An 18,177-nucleotide genomic window follows, 5' to 3' on the forward strand; every position below is an offset into this window, starting at 1 on the left:
ATAAACGTAGAATAAATGCAGTTGACGAAAGCCGAAGAACAGCTCATGGAACTGATCTGGAAACAGGAAAAAGTATTCATGAAAGACCTGCTGGAATTATATCCCGAACCCAAGCCTGCCGTTACTACCGTTGCTACTTTATTGAAACGAATGCAGGAAAAAGGATTTGTGGATTATACCGTATACGGAAATTCCCGCCAGTATTATGCTCTGGTCAATAAGAATGACTATTTCGCTAAACAGGTAAAGGGAATCATCAAAAGTTACTTTGAGAATTCAGCCTTAAAGTTTGCTTCCTTTTTCACGGAATCTTCCGATTTATCAGTAGATGAATTAGAAGATTTAAAGAAAATAGTTGATGAAGAAATTACTAAAAAGAAAAAGTAATGGAATACCTCCTCAAATCTATTTTATGTTCATTCATCTTTCTGGTGGTCTATCAGGTATTGCTGGAGAGAGAAAAAATGTTCGTATTTAATCGGTTCTACTTACTGCTAAGTCTGGCTGGTTCACTGCTGATCCCCTTCATAACCTTCCAATTACCTGAAGCAGTAATTCCTTCTGCATCAGAAAATTTGGGTGGAGTAGCAGGTTATCATACAGACCTGACTCAGACGAATCAAACGACTGTTTCAGCCGATTCGGGTTTTGAAATAGATTGGCGAATAGGATACGGAATCGTTACAGTGGTATTACTCGCTCGATTTATGAAAAGCCTGCTAACGATTGGTTATGTAAAGAATTCGAACGTAATAGTTCAGGATTCAATAAGGATTGTTTTACTACCAAAAGAGACGTTACCTTACAGCTTTTTGAATTACATTTTTGTTAACAAAAAGGCTTACGATAACCATACAATCGAACCTGAAATATGGCGACATGAATTCGCACACGTTCGACAAAAACATACACTGGATATTTTATTTATAGAGCTTATACTGGTATTCTGGTGGTTCAATCCCTGCGTTTACTTGTATCGGAAAAATATAAAAATGAATCATGAGTTTCTGGCGGATGAGGCGGTTTTAGTGGCGTATCCCGAAGTGAAAAATTATCAGCGTTTATTATTAAGTAAAGTCAGTCAACGTGTATCGTTTACCAGTGCTTTTAATTATGCAATCACTAAAAAAAGACTACAGATGATGACCAGAATGACCTCCCGTTTTCGCACGTTTGTGATACAACTGAGTGTGCTTCCAGTGCTTGGAATCGCCGTCGCCTTGTTTAGTTCCGTCGAATACGCTGAAGCTCAGACCGCTCCAACGATGGTACGGCCAGATACTGATGGCGTTACTAAATCTCAGAATCCCGCCAGTAAGGAAGGAGTATCGGATGATTTACTGAAAGAATACCAATCGATTGTAGATCGATCCTGGGTTAAAGGAAAAAATGGATATGAAATCAGACATTTTAGCGAAACGGATAGAGCCAGAATGAAATCTATTTTCGATCAGATGAGTCAGCAACAGAGAAATTCGCAGGAGATAGTAGTCAAGTATATACCACCCTTTCCTCAGACGCCTTACCCTACGCAAAAGCAACTTGATAGTTGGAAGAATCCTAAAATGAATGGAGTCTGGATTGATGGCAAACGAGTTTCTAATGAAATATTAAACAAATACAAACCGGAAGATTTTGCAGTTGTTTCCGTTAGTAAGCTGGAAAAAAACGCCATTAATTATGGGAAGCATTATTATCAGGTTGATTTAATGACCAACAAAGACTATAAAAAGTATCTAAAAGAAACGGAAAAAGAACCTAACTATACGCTTTATGCGAATAATGGAGACTGGACCAGAAAGGGAAAGAAATAAGTATTATTCGTCGTGACTAGCGTTTTACCAGTCACGACGAATGGTATTTAAGCTACTGTATTAATCAACGTGCCAATGCCATCAATCTGAATATGAATTTCATCGCCGGATTGTAAAGTGAAATCATCGGGAGGAACGATGCCCGTACCCGTCATCAGGTAACAGCCATAGGCAAAGGAGCACTCGCGGAACAGAAAGGAAACGAGCTCCGTGTGCTGGCGTTTCATCTGACTAATAGCAATCTGCTGATCAAAAACCGGAGAATCATTTCGTAGAATAGTTAGACGAATAGCTGTGCCGGGATCAATAGGAGCGGAGGGCACGTACAAACAGGGACCAATGGCTGCACTGCCGTCGTAAGACTTGGCTTGGGGAAGATAGAGCGGATTTTCGCCTTCAATATCCCGTGAACTCATGTCATTGCCGCAGGTATACCCTACAATTTTTCCCGAAGAGGTAATGAATAACGTTAACTCGGGTTCAGGAACGTTCCACTGCGAATCTTTTCGAATGCGAACCTGACCCAGCGGATTCGCCACGCGTTCAGGAGTGGCCTTGAAGAAAATTTCAGGACGTTCGGCGTCGTAGACCCGATCATAAAAACTGCCTCCACCTGCATCCTGCGATTCTTCCATACGGGCATCACGACTGCGGAGATACGTAACTCCCGCCGCCCAAATTTCCTGCCGTCCCAGCGGAGCTAGTACATCAGTAGTGAGCCAGAGTTTATATTCATCGGAAGCCGTGAGGGTTTGGGTATAGGAAGTCAGCGTTTCGTGCAGGTTATCCTGATTAATTAGCGTATCCCAATCAAGATCGGAGAGGAAATAAAACTGATTTTCGGCTTCAAGAACGATGCCCAGACGGGTTTTGTAGAGCTTCATAAGGTTTAGAGAATGCTTAACGGATGGTTAAGTATAAAAGAGACGAGTTTGATTGACTTACCCTGAATCTAAGGATATTCGAAGTAATAGTATTATTATTTAAAAAAACACCCCGACTGTTGCTGGCAATCGGGGTGTTTGGAGTTATTTACGATTAAGCTTGGCGAGGAGTTTCAAAATTTCGAGATACAACCAGACAATCGTTACGAGTAAACTGAAGGCCGAATACCATTCCATGTACTTGGGAGCCTGCTGTGCCACACCTGCTTCAATAAGGTGAAAGTCAACCAGCAAATTCATCGCAGCGATTCCTACCACTACCAGCGAAAAAATAATACCAATCCAGCCAGCTTCGTGAATGTAAGGTACCATGATACCAAAGAAGCTCAGAGCAAAGGTTAGTAAGTAAAGCAAAGCTACGGCTCCGGTTGCCACGAGTACTCCCTGCATGAATCCCTGCGTTACTCGAATAAGGCCTGTATAATAAACTACTAACATCAGGGCCAATACGCCAAAGGTTAATACCGCAGCCATAAAAGCCAAACCGGAAAACTGGCTGGAAATGCCACCCACAAATGCACCCTCCAGGATGGCATATACAGGAGCCAATGTGGGAGCCAGCGTAGGTTTGAACACCAGAATCAGGGCAATGATTAAGCCGCCAATAGCCCCTACGGGTAACATGAGCATACTCCAAGGCTGTCCCTGAATGGCCGCGTAAAAGGTTACTGCTGCTACACTGATGGTAACCGTCAGTAAGAGAGCAATTTTGTTTAAGGTACCCTGCAACGTCATGACATCATCCGACGCAAGGGTAATTTTGTTAAAGGTTTTTTCTGAAAAAAGCGGGTTTGCCATAGCAATAAGGGAAAAGTTAAAGATTACGCTGCCAAGAAAAGGGGATTTTATGGGAATTCAAACCCGGCAGTGAGTAAAGGAAAATAAGCGTTAAAAGCGGAACCTAGATGAGTTGACTTAATAAATGAATAAGTATATTTGAAGTCTACTCTATTCAAATCTACCATTGATTTTTACTATGATTGAAGTTCGTACCCGAGTTGAATTTATGGCTTATCTGAAGTTAATGTATGAGTTGACGTATCGAAAAAAAGTCAATATATTTTTGGGAATCGTAGGTATTTTGCTCATTACTATAGCGGTTATAAAACCGGCTCCTTTCAATTTTGAATTCTTTTTGGGATGTTTTTCATCCTTTTTATTCCTTTGTTAACTTTTTGGGGTTCTCGAAAGTCTTTTCAGGTTAGCCCAATATTGAACAGTGAAGTGATTTACACCTTTTTCCCTGATCGAATAAAGATATCAATTGGTGAAATGAAGTCGGAGTTACTAAAGAAAGAGTTAAGTAACATAGAGGAAACGAAAGACTTTTTTCTACTTCAACTCAATAAAGCTAATCTTTACCCCATTCCTAAAAAAGATATATCTGAGCAAGAAAGGGAAAAAATCAGACATCTATTTTTCTAATAAAAGACCCGGTTAGAATCTTCTAACCGGGTCTTTTATTAGAAACCGAAGGGCTTAATTGCGAATTATCGCACATTTTTCTTCCGATTTCGCTCGAAATCTTCGAAGATGAATTCCCCTAAACCCTTTAGACTGGAGTAATACGCCCGACCATTATTAGTTTCCGTAAATTTGCGAACAAAATCCTGTAAATACGGATCGCGGGCAATCATAAAGGTGGTAATCGGAATTTTAATTCGACGACATTGGGCCGCTAACGTCAGCGTTTTATTCAGAATTTTACGATCCAGTCCGAAGCTGTTTTTATAATACCGAATGCCTTCTTTCAAACAGGTAGGTTTTCCATCGGTAATCATAAAAATCTGTTTGTTTTTGTTCTTCCGACGGCGTAATAAATCCATCGCCAATTCCAGCCCCGCCACGGTGTTGGTATGATACGGACCTACTTCCAGGTAAGGCAAATCCTTGACCTGAATCTGCCAGGCATCATTCCCAAACACGATAATATCTAGCGTGTCTTTCGGATACTTCGTCATGATTAACTCCGACAAAGCCATCGCCACCTTTTTAGCAGGAGTAATGCGGTCTTCACCGTAGAGAATCATCGAGTGACTAATGTCGATCATTAACACGGTACTGGTTTGGGCCTTGAATTCCGTATCGACAATTTCCAGGTCGTTTTCGGTCATCATGAACTCACCAATTCCGTTGTTAATCTGGGCATTACGAATGGATTCCGTCATGGCAATGGATTCCAGTGAATCCCCAAACTGGAATGAACGGCGATCTGACGTGGCTTCATCACCCTGACCCGCCTGCGATGTACGGTGATTACCACCCGAACGGGATTTTTTCAGTTTCCCGAAAATCTCATCTAATGATTGCTTGCGAATGGATTGCTCGCCTTTCGAGGTTAATCCGACTTCGCCTTCGGCGTTTTCTTCGGTGATGTACCCCTTCTTTTTCAGGTCTTCAAAGAAATCACCGATGCCGTAATTTTCGTCGGTGAGTTTGTATTGTTTATCCAGTTGCGTCAGCCAGGACATCGCCTGAGCTACGTCGCCACTGGTCATGGTTAGTAATTGATTGAAAATATTGAGCAGCTGGTCAAACTTGGCCTGCTGGGAATCCTGTTGAATATCAGGTACAAAATCAGAAAAACGATGGCCGAGCATAAACGTTGATCAGGTTAAGCTTGTGGTTGGAAAAGAGCCCTTGCGATAGTTACCAGAGAACAGGAGGCAGTAAGCTACGGTTCCCTTACTAAAATTAACCCCATTTTTATGGATTGAGTTTATCGGGAGCCAAAAACTTAAACGAGCCTTCCCGCGTAAAAGCGTATCTTTGCCAAAGTAAAGCCGATCGGGCAGCGTCCAGATCGGACTATAATTATTACTTGGATACCTTTTTAGCATACAGCTATTCTAAAGAAAACGGGTTAAATGCTTCATTATGAGCGTTCCTAAAGTACAACAAACAGGTTTTGAGGCTTTGGCCCAGCAGACGCTTTTGTATCCGCAAGAGCAATTGGCCCCTCTCAAGACCCAAGAGCATACACTACAAATAGGGTTACCTAAAGAAATTTCCTTTCTGGATCATCGGATTACTTTAGTTCCTGAGGCGGTTTCCTTACTGGTTCGTAATGGTCATCATGTGATCGTGGAGAGCGGAGCGGGCGATGGTGCCCAGTTCAGTGATCACGATTACCAGGAGGCTGGTGCCCGTATCGTGTATTCGCCCGAGGAAGCTTACGCGGCGGATGTCATTCTGAAGGTAGAACCCGTTACCGAAGCGGAATATAAATACCTGAAAGCGGGAAGTACCCTGATTTCGGCCCTGACCTTACCCAACCGTACGCAGGAATATTTTGCGGCTTTGAATGAGAAAAAAGTAACGGCCATCGCGTTTGAATACATTGAAGATAAGTCGGGAGCAAAGCCTATTATTCGTACCATGAGCGAAATTGCGGGGAGTACGGTGATGATGGTGGCGGCCGAGTATCTCAGCGGCGTTCATTCGGGAAAAGGAATTATTCTGGGTGGTATTACGGGTGTCCCCCCAACGAAGGTAGTGATTCTGGGAGCGGGGACAGTAGCTGAATACGCTACTCGAATGGCAATCGGATTAGGGGCTCAGGTTCAGGTATTTGATAAAGATACCTACCGCTTGCAGCGATTACGATATGCCGTGGGTCAGCCGATTTATACGAGCATTATTCATTCGGATATTCTGTCAGATGCTATTCAGCGAGCGGACGTCGTGATCGGAGCAATTCGGAGCGAAGAAGGCCGTAGCCCGATGGTGGTAACCGAAGAAATGGTTGCCCGGATGCGACCAAATTCTGTCGTTATTGATGTATCGATTGATCAGGGCGGTAATTTTGAGACGTCAGAAATGACCAGTCATAAAAATCCGACGTATAAGAAACACGGGGTCATTCATTACTGTGTGCCGAATATTCCCAGTCGCGTAGCCCGCACGGCGAGTATGGCTCTGAGTAATGTATTTCTGCCTTTTCTGCTAAAGACCGGAACACTAGGTGGCATCGAAGAAATGATGTTTGCTAACAAATGGTTTATGCGGGGCGTATACGTACATAATGGATCGGTAACCAACGCTCACATCGCAAGACTTTTTAATTTAAGATACAAAGACCTAGGGCTACTACTAGCCGCGAGAAGATAAGTTTAGTTTTCAGTTGTCTGTTTACGGTTTTCAGTTATTTGATCATGCAGCAACGAAAACTTCACTAATGAAATTAAAAATAGGGCAAGTTTTTAGCGATTGGAAAGTGTTATTCTCTAGAAGTGAGCATTAACTGAAAACTGAAAACAAGCCACTGAAAACTGAGTAAAATGATCGACGAACCCGAAGCATTATCGAATGCCCCTAACTCGCCTGAGTTGAGCGGGAAATACCTGGGAAGTATCACCGCTGATTTCGTGAAAGTTTCTGAATTCATTCAGGAAGCCGCCCACCAGATTCGTCAGCGGGGCTTTTCAAATTACCCCATTTTTGTAGCCTGTCAACAAACGCAACCCATTGGCTCGGCTTTGATTGGTCGTGGCGAAATGAATGGGAACGAATGGTATTATTATGCCACGTTTCTGGAAGAGTTCTTACAGCGTGAAATCATTGGCGAAGACGGAGAAGAGCTTTTCAAGGAAAACTACAAAGACCCCGCCGAATTCGCTTGTCTTTTCATCATCGACCAAGAATTTACCAAGTTTATCTTCATTCCTTATCCTGAAGATTAATACTATCGTTTGAGGTTTGATGGGTTTGAGCAAAAAGTTTGAGGTTTGAAAAGAGGGTCTAGGATTAGTATACATTCGTTCAAACCTTTCAACAAAACCAAACCGCATCAAACCTCATCAAACTACTTTCCTAAACTCGCTTCCAGGGCTTCCGTTAAGGCTTCCAGATCCTGCGGTTCGTTATAGACGTGGACTGCAATTCTCAGGATTGTTCCCCGGGTTGAAATGAATACCTTTCGCTGACTTAATTCCTGCTTCAATCGTTCGTGATTCAGGACGTTGTGCCGCAGACCAAACAAATGCGAAGCTCGTTGAGACTCCTCGGCGAGTTGAAAACCAAGCTCCTGCCAGCGTTCTACAAAGGGATTAACCAGGGTACGGGAGTAATGCTGTACGGCTTGTGGGGTCCAGTCCAGAAGTTGCTGTAACGCGACTTTCTGCATAGGAATCTGAATGAAGTTACTCTGTTCGCCCATGGAATACCGGCTTGCTCCCGGACGAAATTCCTGCGTATAACTCATCAGCGACCGGAAATTATCGCTGCCTTTGCGATTAATCCAACTCTGTTCGATGGAACGACCTTCATCAAAGGCTGGGCCGTAATAGGCCAGTCCCATTCCGTAGGTGCCCAGCAGCCATTTATAACCCGCCACAATCACGGCATCTGCCTGAATCTCACTTAAGTCAAAAGGTATGGCCCCAACGGCCTGTGTGCCATCGATCACTAGAAGCGTGCCCGTTTTCCGGCAACGCTGAGCAATGTTTTTCAGATCAAATAACAGGCCATCTGACCAGTGTAACGGAGCTAATAACACCAAAGCAGTACGTTCGGATATGCCCTTCAGAATTGCTTCGCTCCAGCTGGGGCCATCTTCGGTTCGATCAATGGTAATCAGTTCCAGTTGCTGCGTTTCGCAAACTTCCTCCCATGCGTATACATCGGAGGGGAATTCCCCTTCCACGACCAGGATATGCTGACCCGGCTGGGCTTTCAGGTTCTTGGCTACGTTCGCCATTCCGTAGGAGACGGAAGGGATAATGGCGATGCGTTCCGTAGGGGCCTGGATAAGTTGCCCAAAGAGCCTTCGAACGGTTTCTACATCCGTGAAATAATCATCCTGAACAATGGATTGGGGCTGCGATTTTCGGAGCAAGCCTTTAATGCCCGCTTCTTCTACACTTTTCAACAAGGGCGACATGGAAGCTCCATTCAGGTAATGAACGGAGTCGTCCAGTGAGAACAAATGCTTCTGACTGGTGAACATCGGCAAAAGGGGAATTATTAAAGGTTTTTTATGGTTGATTAATAAGGAGTTACCGGGCGTTAGATCTCCCGAAAACAGGCTGTCTTCGCTTGGCGTTTCGAAAGACAGCAGAAATATAATTGAACACGATTTTCAGGTTTTCTACGTTATCCGTACCGGGTAATCCGTAATAAACTGGGCGAAAGGTACATGAATTTCGAGTTTCAGTTCTGGTCTTTTCAAATTCACCTGAAAGTCTTTGTTTTTTTGTGATTTTCTTTGAAAAAAAGGCCATTTTCTGGCTAAAAAATTGTATTTTTACCAAGTTTATTTCGAATGGAGGGGCGATTATAATAGTTTGCCTAATAGTCTAAAAACCAAGTATTTATGACCAACGAAGTTTTGGAAGAAGATAAGGTCGTAACGGCCCGCAATGACTATGGTGCCGATAATATTCAGGTGTTGGAAGGGCTCGAAGCCGTGCGGAAACGTCCTTCCATGTACATTGGAGATGTAGGGGCAAAAGGGCTTCACCACTTAATCTGGGAAGTAGTAGATAACTCGATTGACGAAGCTCTGGCGGGTCATTGTGATACCATTCGGGTTACCATCAACGAAGACAATTCGATTACCGTTGAAGATAATGGCCGGGGTATTCCTACGGGAATGCACTCGAAAGAGAAAAAGTCGGCTCTTGAGGTAGTAATGACCGTTTTGCACGCCGGTGGTAAGTTCGATAAAGGTTCTTACAAAGTATCCGGTGGTTTGCACGGAGTGGGGGTTTCCTGCGTGAACGCCCTGTCAACGGACCTGAAAGTGAACGTCTACCGCGAAGGTAAAATCTTCGAGCAGGAGTATAAAATCGGGGTTCCTCAATATCCCGTTCGCGTGATAGGTGAAGCTGGGGATCGCACCGGTACCACGGTTCGTTTTCAGCCAGATGCTACCATTTTTACGGTTACGGAATACAAATTTGAAACCGTTGCCCAACGTCTGCGGGAATTAGCGTACCTCAATAAAGGGATCCGCATTTACCTGACGGATATGCGGGATAAAAACGAAGCCGAAGAACCCCTGACCGAGGAGTTTTACTCAGAAGGTGGTCTGATCGAATTCGTTAAATACCTGGATGGAACGCGTGAAGCTCTGTTAGCTGATCCTATTTACATGGAATCATCAGAGAAAGCTTCGATTCCGGTTCAGGTATCCATGGTTTACAATACCTCTTATTCAGAGAACGTATTCAGTTATGTAAACAACATTAACACAATTGAAGGCGGTACTCACGTAGCTGGTTTCCGGGGTGCGTTAACGCGTACACTGAAAAACTATGCGGATAAGAACGGAATGCTGGCGAAGGAAAAAATTGAAATTTCCGGCGAAGATTTCCGCGAAGGTCTGACGGCAGTTATTTCAGTGAAAGTAGCCGAGCCTCAGTTTGAAGGCCAGACAAAAACGAAATTAGGGAATGGCGAGGTAGCGGGTGCGGTTTCTCAGGTGGTAGCGGATATGTTACAAACCTGGCTGGAAGAACATCCGAAAGAAGCCAAAGTCATTGTTGATAAAGTAATCATTGCGGCCAAGGCCCGGATTGCCGCTCGCAAAGCTCGTGAAGCCGTTCAGCGTAAAACGGTTCTTGGGGGCGGTGGCTTACCTGGTAAGCTGGCCGACTGCTCAGAATCGGATGCGGAACTGTGTGAGTTATTCCTCGTTGAGGGGGACTCGGCAGGGGGAACGGCTAAGCAGGGTCGTAACCGGAATTTCCAGGCCATTCTTCCATTACGTGGTAAAATCCTGAACGTAGAAAAAGCTCAGGAATATAAAATCTACGAAAACGAAGAGATTAAGAACATGATTACCGCTCTGGGCGTACAGTTTGGAAAAGAAGGCGATGAAAGAGCCCTCAATCTGGACAAGCTGCGTTACCACAAGATCGTAATCATGACCGATGCCGACGTCGATGGGAGTCACATTCGTACACTGATCCTGACCTTCTTCTTCCGTTATATGAAAGATCTGGTCGATCAGGGATACGTGTACATTGCTCAACCGCCGCTGTATCAGGTGAAAAAAGGTCAGCAATTCCGTTATTGCTGGACGGAGCAACAACGCGAGCGGGCTACGCTGGAAATTGGTGGAGATCGCCCGGATTCAGTAAGCGTGCAACGCTATAAAGGTTTGGGTGAAATGAACGCTGAACAGTTGTGGGAAACAACCATGAACCCCGACACCCGTACGCTGAAGCAGGTAACGATTGAAAGTGCGGCTGATGCTGATCACGTGTTCTCGATGCTGATGGGTGACGAAGTTGCTCCCCGTCGGGAATTCATCGAACGCAATGCGAAGTACGCGAAGATTGATATCTAGTCCATAAACGGATGATTCATAAGGGTGGTGGGTGATGAAAACATCCACCACTTTTTTTATTCTTTTCGTAGAGATGTCGATTTATCGCGTCTGGGTAAAAGGTATTTTTGTTACTTGAAAAGTACGCCGTGGTTGGTGAGACACCAACCACGCAACCACGGTTTGCGTACAAATGGCTGGTAAGACACCAGCCATGGCAGGGAAAGCCAGACGCGATGAAGTCGCTTCTCTATGTGGGAAAGTGCTTTTGAATTTATATTCCAGCAGTCGGATCGACATATGCAACAGCGTATGTGCCAAATGAAGATGAAAACTTAAACGACTCGAACCATCAAACCTTATACAAGCATGACCTACGATTTTAAATCCTACCATATTCGTTCCATTAAGGCTGAAAATGAGGCCGAAAGAGCCGTTATTAATCAGGAATTGAAGGATTTATATGCCTCGCTTTCGGTGGAAGAAAAGGCCGTTTTTAACGAACAATTGCAGACTTTTCTGGTTAAGGAAATGGCGACAATTGGCTCAGAATATGCCGCAGTCAAGTCTCAGTTGCATAATAATAACTGAGTAAAAAACTCCGTTTCTGATAAGTAAGTATTCTGATCATGCGAATCGCTTATTTGTTAACAAAAGGATAATATTGTTTAAAATAAGCTCAGCGATAAAATAGGTTTGTTTTGTGTCTAGAAGAAACACCATAGTGCACCGTTTATCGAAAGGCTCGCGATCTTCGGGCCTTTTGTCGTTTTTTCGGCGACTGATCCGTTTTCGTAATTTTATGGAAGACCAAAAACGTCTGGCTCGTAGCCAGGAAAAAGTAAGTTCTACTATCGGGCAATCCGCCTATATAAGCCGGGATTTAAGCTGGCTGGCTTTTAATGAACGCGTACTTGACCAGGTTCGTGATTCGCAGCGTACCTTATTTGACCGATTGAAATTTCTGGCTATTACCGCTTCAAACCTGGATGAATTCTTTTCCATCCGGGTAGGAAGTTTATATAACTATCTGGATTATAAGAAAGAACGGGTAGATTACTCGGGTCTTCGGGAATGGCCTTTCCGTCAGACGCTACTTTCGGCTATTCAGCGTTTTCACGAAGAACGTAGCCGCATTTTCCGGGACGAATTATTACCTCAGTTCCCAGAGCATGAATTACGATTAGCCCAGTGGGAAGATTTAACCGAAGAAGAAGCCGAATCAGCCATCCGTCACTTTGATCGGACGATTTTTCCGATGCTGACGCCAATGGTGTATGACCAGACGCACACCTTTCCCAGTCTTATTCCCAAGACGCTGACGTTTACGGTTGTTACCAAAAACCAGAACGTTACCAAGAAAGATCAGGCCGAGAAGAAACTTTCTTTCATCCAGATTCCACAAAATCTACCCCGTTTTTATGTCATTGACCGGGGTGAAGAAGTGGTTTTCTTACCGATGGAAGAAATCGTTCGTCACGAAATTTATAAGCTTTACCGCAATATTGAAATTCTGAATGTCAGCTTATTACGAATCATTCGTAACGGCGATTTTTCAGTAGAAGATATTGACGACGTAGAAGACGATATCATTGATGAAATTCGTCAGAAAGTAAAAAACCGTCGGTTAGGTCGGGTGGTGAAAATTGCTGTTGAGCCAAACTGTTCCGAATGGGTTATTAATATCTTCAAGAAGAAATGGGAAATTGATGACCTGAACATTTTCTACGCGGATCGGCTCATTGACTTTTCGTCCATGTGGCAAATCATCCGCCATCCCGAGTTCCGCGACGAGTTACCGAAATCGCCCATGCCCGTGGCTCCGTTGGGGATGCCTCGGGGAGGGGTGGACGGAATCTTCTCATCGCTGAAAGACCGTGATGTGTTTTTGCATCACCCCTATAATAATTTCGAACCCGTTCTTCAGTTACTCGAACAGGCGGCAGAAGATCCCAATGTGCTTAGTATTAAGCTGACGATTTACCGGGTTGCAAAAAATTCCCGGGTAACGGCAGCCTTACTGAAAGCCGCTGAAAATGGCAAAAACGTAGCCGTATTATTTGAAGTAAAGGCTCGTTTCGACGAAGAGAATAACATTCGTGAAGCTGAGCGTCTGCAAAAAGCTGGCTGCTTCGTGATTCACGGCATTGGCCGTTACAAAACCCACACGAAACTATTACTCATCGTACGGGCTGAAGGGGATGGCGTGAAACGTTATGCTCACTTGTCGAGTGGTAACTATAATGAAGACACCGCCAAATTGTATACTGACGTGGGGTTATTAACTTCCAACGAAAAGTATACAAGCGATGTAGCCGAATTCTTTAACGTGATTACCGGGCATTCACTGCCCAGTAGTTATCAAAACCTGATTACGGCTCCCGGCGATATGCGGAATAACCTCATTGAGTTAATTCGAGCCGAGGCGGCGAACGCTAAGGAAGGAAAAACGGCAGGGATCTGTTTGAAAATTAACTCGCTGGAAGATCGGGAAACCATTGATGAGTTATACCTGGCTTCGCAAGCGGGTGTTCCTATCAAATTAATTGTTCGGGGTATTTGCTGTTTGCGGCCCGGTCGGGAAGGGTTATCGGAAAACATTACGGTTCGTTCGATTGTCGGGGAATATCTGGAACATACCCGTCTCTTCTATTTCCATAATGATGGCCAACCTAAAATTTACGGTGGCAGTGCAGACTTGATGGTTCGGAGTTTTGACAAACGGATTGAATCTTTATTCCGCTTAATCGATCCGAAAGTTCAGCAGCAGGCCGTTCTGATTCTGGATTATAACCTGAAGGACAATGTAAATGCCTACACCTTGAAAGAGGATGGCAGTTATAAAAAATGTCCCCGGAAAGCGGATGAAGAACCTTTCAATATTCACCAGAAGTTTTACGAGGTAACGGAAGAAAGTCTGTCGGATCAATTGCTTTTTTAGGTACCCCTCAAACATAGCATACGAGCGATTAGGATTGTTTAAGCAGATCTTCAGAAGGGCTTAAACAATCCTAATCGCTTTTTAGTAAGTATAGGTAATCCAAAATTAAACGACCTATGCGATTAATATTTGCTCTCGGCCTTCTGCTATTCTCTCTCACCAGCTACTCGCAAAATATGCGATACAGCTACGTTGCTCATCCTGATTCGGTGCTTAATGTATTGGTAGGACAACGCGGAACTTTGTATAAAAAATGGGCTCAGGATCAACAGGAACGTAATGCTTTTTTCGGCGGACAGTCGAAGAAAGATTTACGCAACATCATTGAAACACTGGAGAATATTCTGGCGAAAGACAACGAAATTCTGGCAGAATTGAATCGAATGAAGCAGGGGGAGGTCGCCGAGTTACGTCGCCGGAATTCCGATGTAGCTCAGAAGGCGAACTCTTATTTAGGCGAAAGCGGAGCCTTAATGGAAGAAAATAAATTGCTGCGGCGTGATCTGGAAAATTACCGGAAACGGGTTAAAGAACTGGACGAGCAGCACAATTTACCTTTGCAGATAACCATTGCCCTGCTCGTCCTTTCCTGGATTTTATTCTTCTTTCTGCGAAAAAAACGCACTAGTTCGGAGCTACGCTAGAGTTCTGATTAACAATGGGCCAAACGCCGGGCCGGGGAACGCTCAAGCCTTTTGTGCTCCCGCGTTGGCTATTGTCTGGTCCGAAGTAATAAAGGGGCCAGCCCTTGTAAGTTAATTGCGTACGACCAAAGACAGTAATCGTTTTAAAATCATCTGCACTTACCAAAGAAGGAACATTTTTAGCCGAAAACTCAGCCAGTGGCCAGGTGGCGTTATTACTAAAGTCTGATTTAGTGTATGTGTTTTTTCCGTTTTTATCGGGGGCAAAGGCATATAAGGTGTGTCCTACGCTATCAACCAGATAGATGGTCTGGCCTGTTCCTTCGGCGTAGGCACTAGTATAATTCTTCCCGTCATTACCCAGTAATTGCCCGGCCCCAATCATGAGGCTGAAATGAGGCTTGGCCACAAACCAAACCGATTCTACTTTATCGCCCTTGGTATCTCCGCTGGCTGCATCGCCCTGGAAGTAATACAAGGGCCAGCCTTTATACGTCGTTTGTTTAGCCCCATCCGAGCGGGTAATAGTGGCGAAATCAGCAGCGGCTAATCCATTTCCCAGCGTAGGGTTTTCCTGGTAGAAAGCGGGCCAGGCGGTCAGACAGCCGCCGGTACAGGTAGAAGGCCCGGCTACATCTTTGGCAAAGAGATAAAGCGTTTTTCCCTGCTTATCCACCAGCACGTCTCCCAGACCGGTTTGCTGGATGGAAACGTCCATACGAGGCGTTTCTTCCGATGATTTTTTACAAGCTGACATTCCCCCCATTCCAGCCAGGAACAGCACAGAGAGCATAATTTTTCTGAATAGCATACAAAAAGGAGTCTTGAAGTTTGAAATAGTACCGACTCCTTACTCGTAGAGAAGGGCAGAAAAGTTGCCTGTGCCCTTGGAAAATTCTGAAACGTAAGGAAAATTAAAGAAGCGGTTAACTCACTAATTCGTTTGGTATCAGAGCCAGAATCGGTTATTTTCGCAGGGTTTCATCACACTTAAGCATTATATTTTTCCCCTTACCACATGGATCGATTCACCGGCTTGATTGGCATTGCCGTAATTTTAGGCCTTGCCTTTGCCCTTTCCAATAACCGTAAAGCCATTAATTACCGAACTGTAGGCGTGGGTCTGGCTCTACAAATTGGTCTGGCCGTTTTCATTTTGAAGACATCTTTGGGTCAGCAAGTTTTTGGATTCGTAGGTGAACTGGTTAAAAAATTACTGGATAAAGCCAGCGAAGGAGCCACTTTCGTGTTTGGCCCTTTAGTCAATTCTCCCTTATTGACGAGCGTTTTTGGTGCGTCCAATAATTTCATTTTCTTTTTTCAGATTGTCCCCACCATCATTTTTGTGGCAGTACTGGTAAACATGCTTTATCACCTTGGACTGATGCAGCGGATTATTTCGGTATTAGCCCGGGGAATGTACTGGCTAATGGGCGTGAGTGGAGCCGAGGCTCTTTCGAACGTTTCCAGTGCTTTCGTAGGTCAGGTTGAGGCTCAGATCATGGTGAAGCCTTACCTGAAAGACATGACCAAGTCGGAGTTAATGGCTTCCATGACGGGTAGTTTTGCCTGTATTGCCGGGGGCGTTATGGCAACGTATATCAAGTTGGGCGTAGAAGCTTCGTACTTACTGGCCGCTAGCTTAATGGCGGCTCCCGGAGCTTTGGTGATCTCAAAAATCGTATTTCCTGAAACGGAAGAATCCGCTACCAAAGGTGTAGTAAAGCTGGAAGTGAAAAAGCACCACGCCAACTTGCTGGATGCCATTGCGGCGGGTGCGGGCGAGGGTCTGAAAGTGGCTTTCAACGTGGTGGCGATGCTGATCGGTTTCATTGCTCTGATTGCTCTGGTCGATTCGATTTTCTGGAGAATTGGTTACTATATCTTTGGCATGGGTGACTTGAGCCTGAACTGGTTTTTAGGAAAAATCTTCTCCGTTTTTGCCTGGTGTATGGGGGTGCCGAGTCAGGATATTGAACAAGCGGGTGCGTTGATGGGTACTAAAATGGTAGTGAACGAATTCGTGGCTTACCTGGATCTGATTAAAATGAAAGGCGAGCTGGACCCCAAAACGATTGCAATTACCAGTTTCGCTTTGTGTGGATTTGCAAACTTCAGTTCCATTGCTATTCAGGTAGGGGGAATTGGAGAGTTAGCTCCCACCCGTCGTTCGGATTTAGCTAAATTGGGCTTTAAAGCTCTGATTTGCGGAACGCTGGCTAGTTACATGAGTGCAACCATCGCCGGATTACTTCTATAATCCCTGATTGATTATGATACGTAGAAGGCTGGTTTTGACCGGCCTTCGCTGTTTAATATCCTTTCTATGCATCAGTTTCTCGAGACATTTAACTTCCAGCCGAACGAAAAAATAGGTAGCTTAGGTTGCGGCGGGGGAATCTGGGAAATTGGCTTGGGAGTACTGCTAGGGAACCTGAACTTCGTTTTGATGGATATTAATCCTGAAATTCTTAATGAAGAAGAAGTGCAGGCGGCGGTTGGTTATTGGGAAAAGCATTACTCGAAACTCAATACGAGTCGCTTTCAGGTTATAATCAACACCCCGCAGAAAATTCCATTATCCGACCAAAGTTTAGATAAACTCATCCTGAGTAATGCCTTTCATGAGTTCTCCGAACAGGCAGCGATGCTTCAGGAAATCAGACGGGTTATGAAGGAAAATGGTTCTGTTTTTGTCGAGGAACAAATCGCTCAGTTTTCGGGCGAACGGCATGAAGGCTGTGGTAAGCCCTTGTTTACCGCATCAGAACTAAAGCAAGTGTTTGAAAAGGCTGGATTTACGTTGACTCAGGCCGTACCTTCCTCAGAAATTGCTCAATTATTTACATTTTCAGTAGCTATGATTATAGTTCGTTCTCCTCAGACTCCCGAAGAGTGGAAAGCTTATTACCAACTGCGATTTGACGTCCTTCGCGATCCCTGGAATCAGCCGCCGGGCAGTGAAAGGTTAGCCGATGAAGATCAGGTCATTCACGCCGCTGCTTTTGATGAAGGCGGAAAAATACTAGGTGTAGCCCGCTTACAAACCAACGAACCCGGTGTAGGGCAGGTACGCTGTGTAGCGGTGTCAACGGCTGCCCAGGGTAAAGGGGTTGGAAAAAAGCTAATGAGTTACCTGGAGGCATTGGCTTTAGGGCAGGGGTTAACCGAGATCATTCTGGAAGCCCGCGAAAATGCCGTGCCTTTCTACCAATCCATCGGTTACGAAATCACAAAAACGAGTTACCTGCTTTTCAACGAAATTCAGCATTATACCATGCGGAAGGCTTTGGTTTGAGGAGTTAGATCAGGTTTGAATCGGTTTGAAAAAGTGTGATCTAGTCATCAATAAACTACCCTCACTGTTCTTTCGAAGGTAGAGAGAGCTTCTGTAGATTAGGGGAGTAAAGCTTTTCCAAAGCCAGGTAAGCTTACAAAAGTATATACGTTCCTTTGCTCTGGATGACAGACTTGGAGTGGGAACGGCAGGTTCTGCCTGCACGTTGGGGTAGGAACTAGATGGAAACTCGCTCTAGTAGTCAGGGTTGAGTTAGGTTTGATC

Annotated in this window: 16 protein-coding genes; 11 read left to right on the forward strand and 5 right to left on the reverse strand. The window is 44.6% G+C overall.

What is annotated here, in order from left to right; genetic code table 11:
- Positions 1 to 15: 15 nt before the first annotated feature.
- Complete coding sequence (locus tag QE357_RS06120; RefSeq protein ID WP_307142388.1) at positions 16 to 387, forward strand: BlaI/MecI/CopY family transcriptional regulator; 372 nt, start codon at positions 16 to 18, stop codon at positions 385 to 387.
- Positions 387 to 1,814, forward strand: coding sequence for a M56 family metallopeptidase (locus QE357_RS06125; protein WP_309706420.1), 1,428 nt, complete (start codon positions 387 to 389; stop codon positions 1,812 to 1,814). The genes QE357_RS06120 and QE357_RS06125 overlap by 1 nt, the downstream gene beginning before the upstream one ends.
- A gap of 47 nt (positions 1,815 to 1,861) precedes the next feature.
- Here QE357_RS06125 and QE357_RS06130 read toward each other — a convergent pair whose 3' ends face one another.
- Positions 1,862 to 2,698 carry a fumarylacetoacetate hydrolase family protein gene (locus tag QE357_RS06130; protein ID WP_309706421.1) on the reverse strand — a complete coding sequence of 279 codons (837 nt, stop codon included), beginning with the start codon at positions 2,696 to 2,698 and terminating at the stop codon, positions 1,862 to 1,864.
- Between the two features lie 144 nt (positions 2,699 to 2,842).
- The gene (locus tag QE357_RS06135; protein WP_309706422.1) at positions 2,843 to 3,556 is read right to left on the reverse strand and encodes a Bax inhibitor-1/YccA family protein; all 714 of its coding nucleotides are present in this window, start codon (positions 3,554 to 3,556) and stop codon (positions 2,843 to 2,845) included.
- A 342-nt stretch (positions 3,557 to 3,898) separates the two neighbouring features.
- On the opposite strand from QE357_RS06135, the gene QE357_RS24995 reads away from it, so the two are divergent.
- Entirely contained in the window at positions 3,899 to 4,183 is a 285-nt protein-coding gene (locus QE357_RS24995; RefSeq protein ID WP_409050229.1) for a YcxB family protein, read from the forward strand.
- Between the two features lie 65 nt (positions 4,184 to 4,248).
- Here the strand turns inward: QE357_RS24995 and QE357_RS06140 are convergent, their stop codons facing one another.
- Positions 4,249 to 5,358 carry a VWA domain-containing protein gene (locus QE357_RS06140; RefSeq protein ID WP_106636312.1) on the reverse strand — a complete coding sequence of 370 codons (1,110 nt, stop codon included), beginning with the start codon at positions 5,356 to 5,358 and terminating at the stop codon, positions 4,249 to 4,251.
- 277 nt (positions 5,359 to 5,635) lie between these two features.
- Here QE357_RS06140 and QE357_RS06145 point away from each other — a divergent pair, with 277 nt between their 5' ends.
- Together QE357_RS06145 and QE357_RS06150 are read left to right on the forward strand one after the other, a co-directional pair.
- A complete protein-coding gene (locus QE357_RS06145; RefSeq protein ID WP_106636313.1) occupies positions 5,636 to 6,868 on the forward strand; it encodes an alanine dehydrogenase in 1,233 nt (410 codons plus the stop codon).
- A 170-nt stretch (positions 6,869 to 7,038) separates the two neighbouring features.
- The gene (locus tag QE357_RS06150; RefSeq protein WP_106636314.1) at positions 7,039 to 7,440 is read left to right on the forward strand and encodes a hypothetical protein; all 402 of its coding nucleotides are present in this window, start codon (positions 7,039 to 7,041) and stop codon (positions 7,438 to 7,440) included.
- A 122-nt stretch (positions 7,441 to 7,562) separates the two neighbouring features.
- On the opposite strand, the gene QE357_RS06155 is transcribed toward QE357_RS06150, so the two are convergent.
- Complete coding sequence (locus tag QE357_RS06155) at positions 7,563 to 8,705, reverse strand: aminotransferase class V-fold PLP-dependent enzyme (RefSeq protein ID WP_309706423.1); 1,143 nt, start codon at positions 8,703 to 8,705, stop codon at positions 7,563 to 7,565.
- A 366-nt stretch (positions 8,706 to 9,071) separates the two neighbouring features.
- On the opposite strand from QE357_RS06155, the gene gyrB reads away from it, so the two are divergent.
- The 4 genes from gyrB to QE357_RS06175 all read left to right on the forward strand — a co-directional run bounded on the left by gyrB (position 9,072) and on the right by QE357_RS06175 (position 14,615).
- Positions 9,072 to 11,051 (forward strand): DNA topoisomerase (ATP-hydrolyzing) subunit B, encoded by a 1,980-nt coding sequence (gene gyrB / locus QE357_RS06160; RefSeq protein WP_106636315.1) that lies wholly within the window; start codon positions 9,072 to 9,074, stop codon positions 11,049 to 11,051.
- A 348-nt stretch (positions 11,052 to 11,399) separates the two neighbouring features.
- Entirely contained in the window at positions 11,400 to 11,621 is a 222-nt protein-coding gene (locus QE357_RS06165; RefSeq protein ID WP_106636316.1) for a hypothetical protein, read from the forward strand.
- 211 nt (positions 11,622 to 11,832) lie between these two features.
- On the forward strand, positions 11,833 to 13,971 hold the full coding sequence (gene ppk1 / locus QE357_RS06170; RefSeq protein WP_309706424.1) for a polyphosphate kinase 1: 2,139 nt from the start codon (positions 11,833 to 11,835) through the stop codon (positions 13,969 to 13,971).
- 116 nt (positions 13,972 to 14,087) lie between these two features.
- A complete protein-coding gene (locus QE357_RS06175; protein ID WP_157830283.1) occupies positions 14,088 to 14,615 on the forward strand; it encodes a hypothetical protein in 528 nt (175 codons plus the stop codon).
- On the opposite strand, the gene QE357_RS06180 is transcribed toward QE357_RS06175, so the two are convergent.
- Complete coding sequence (locus QE357_RS06180; RefSeq protein ID WP_309706425.1) at positions 14,596 to 15,426, reverse strand: hypothetical protein; 831 nt, start codon at positions 15,424 to 15,426, stop codon at positions 14,596 to 14,598. The two genes, QE357_RS06175 and QE357_RS06180, sit on opposite strands and share 20 nt — an antisense overlap.
- A 207-nt stretch (positions 15,427 to 15,633) precedes the next feature.
- Between QE357_RS06180 and QE357_RS06185 the strand changes: the two genes are divergently transcribed.
- Both QE357_RS06185 and QE357_RS06190 read left to right on the forward strand, forming a co-directional pair.
- Positions 15,634 to 16,875 (forward strand): NupC/NupG family nucleoside CNT transporter, encoded by a 1,242-nt coding sequence (locus QE357_RS06185; RefSeq protein ID WP_106636319.1) that lies wholly within the window; start codon positions 15,634 to 15,636, stop codon positions 16,873 to 16,875.
- 66 nt (positions 16,876 to 16,941) lie between these two features.
- Positions 16,942 to 17,913 (forward strand): GNAT family N-acetyltransferase, encoded by a 972-nt coding sequence (locus tag QE357_RS06190; RefSeq protein ID WP_309706426.1) that lies wholly within the window; start codon positions 16,942 to 16,944, stop codon positions 17,911 to 17,913.
- Positions 17,914 to 18,177 lie beyond the last annotated feature (264 nt).

The sequence above is a fragment of the Siphonobacter sp. SORGH_AS_0500 genome, assembly GCF_031453245.1.
GTDB lineage: Bacteria > Bacteroidota > Bacteroidia > Cytophagales > Spirosomataceae > Siphonobacter.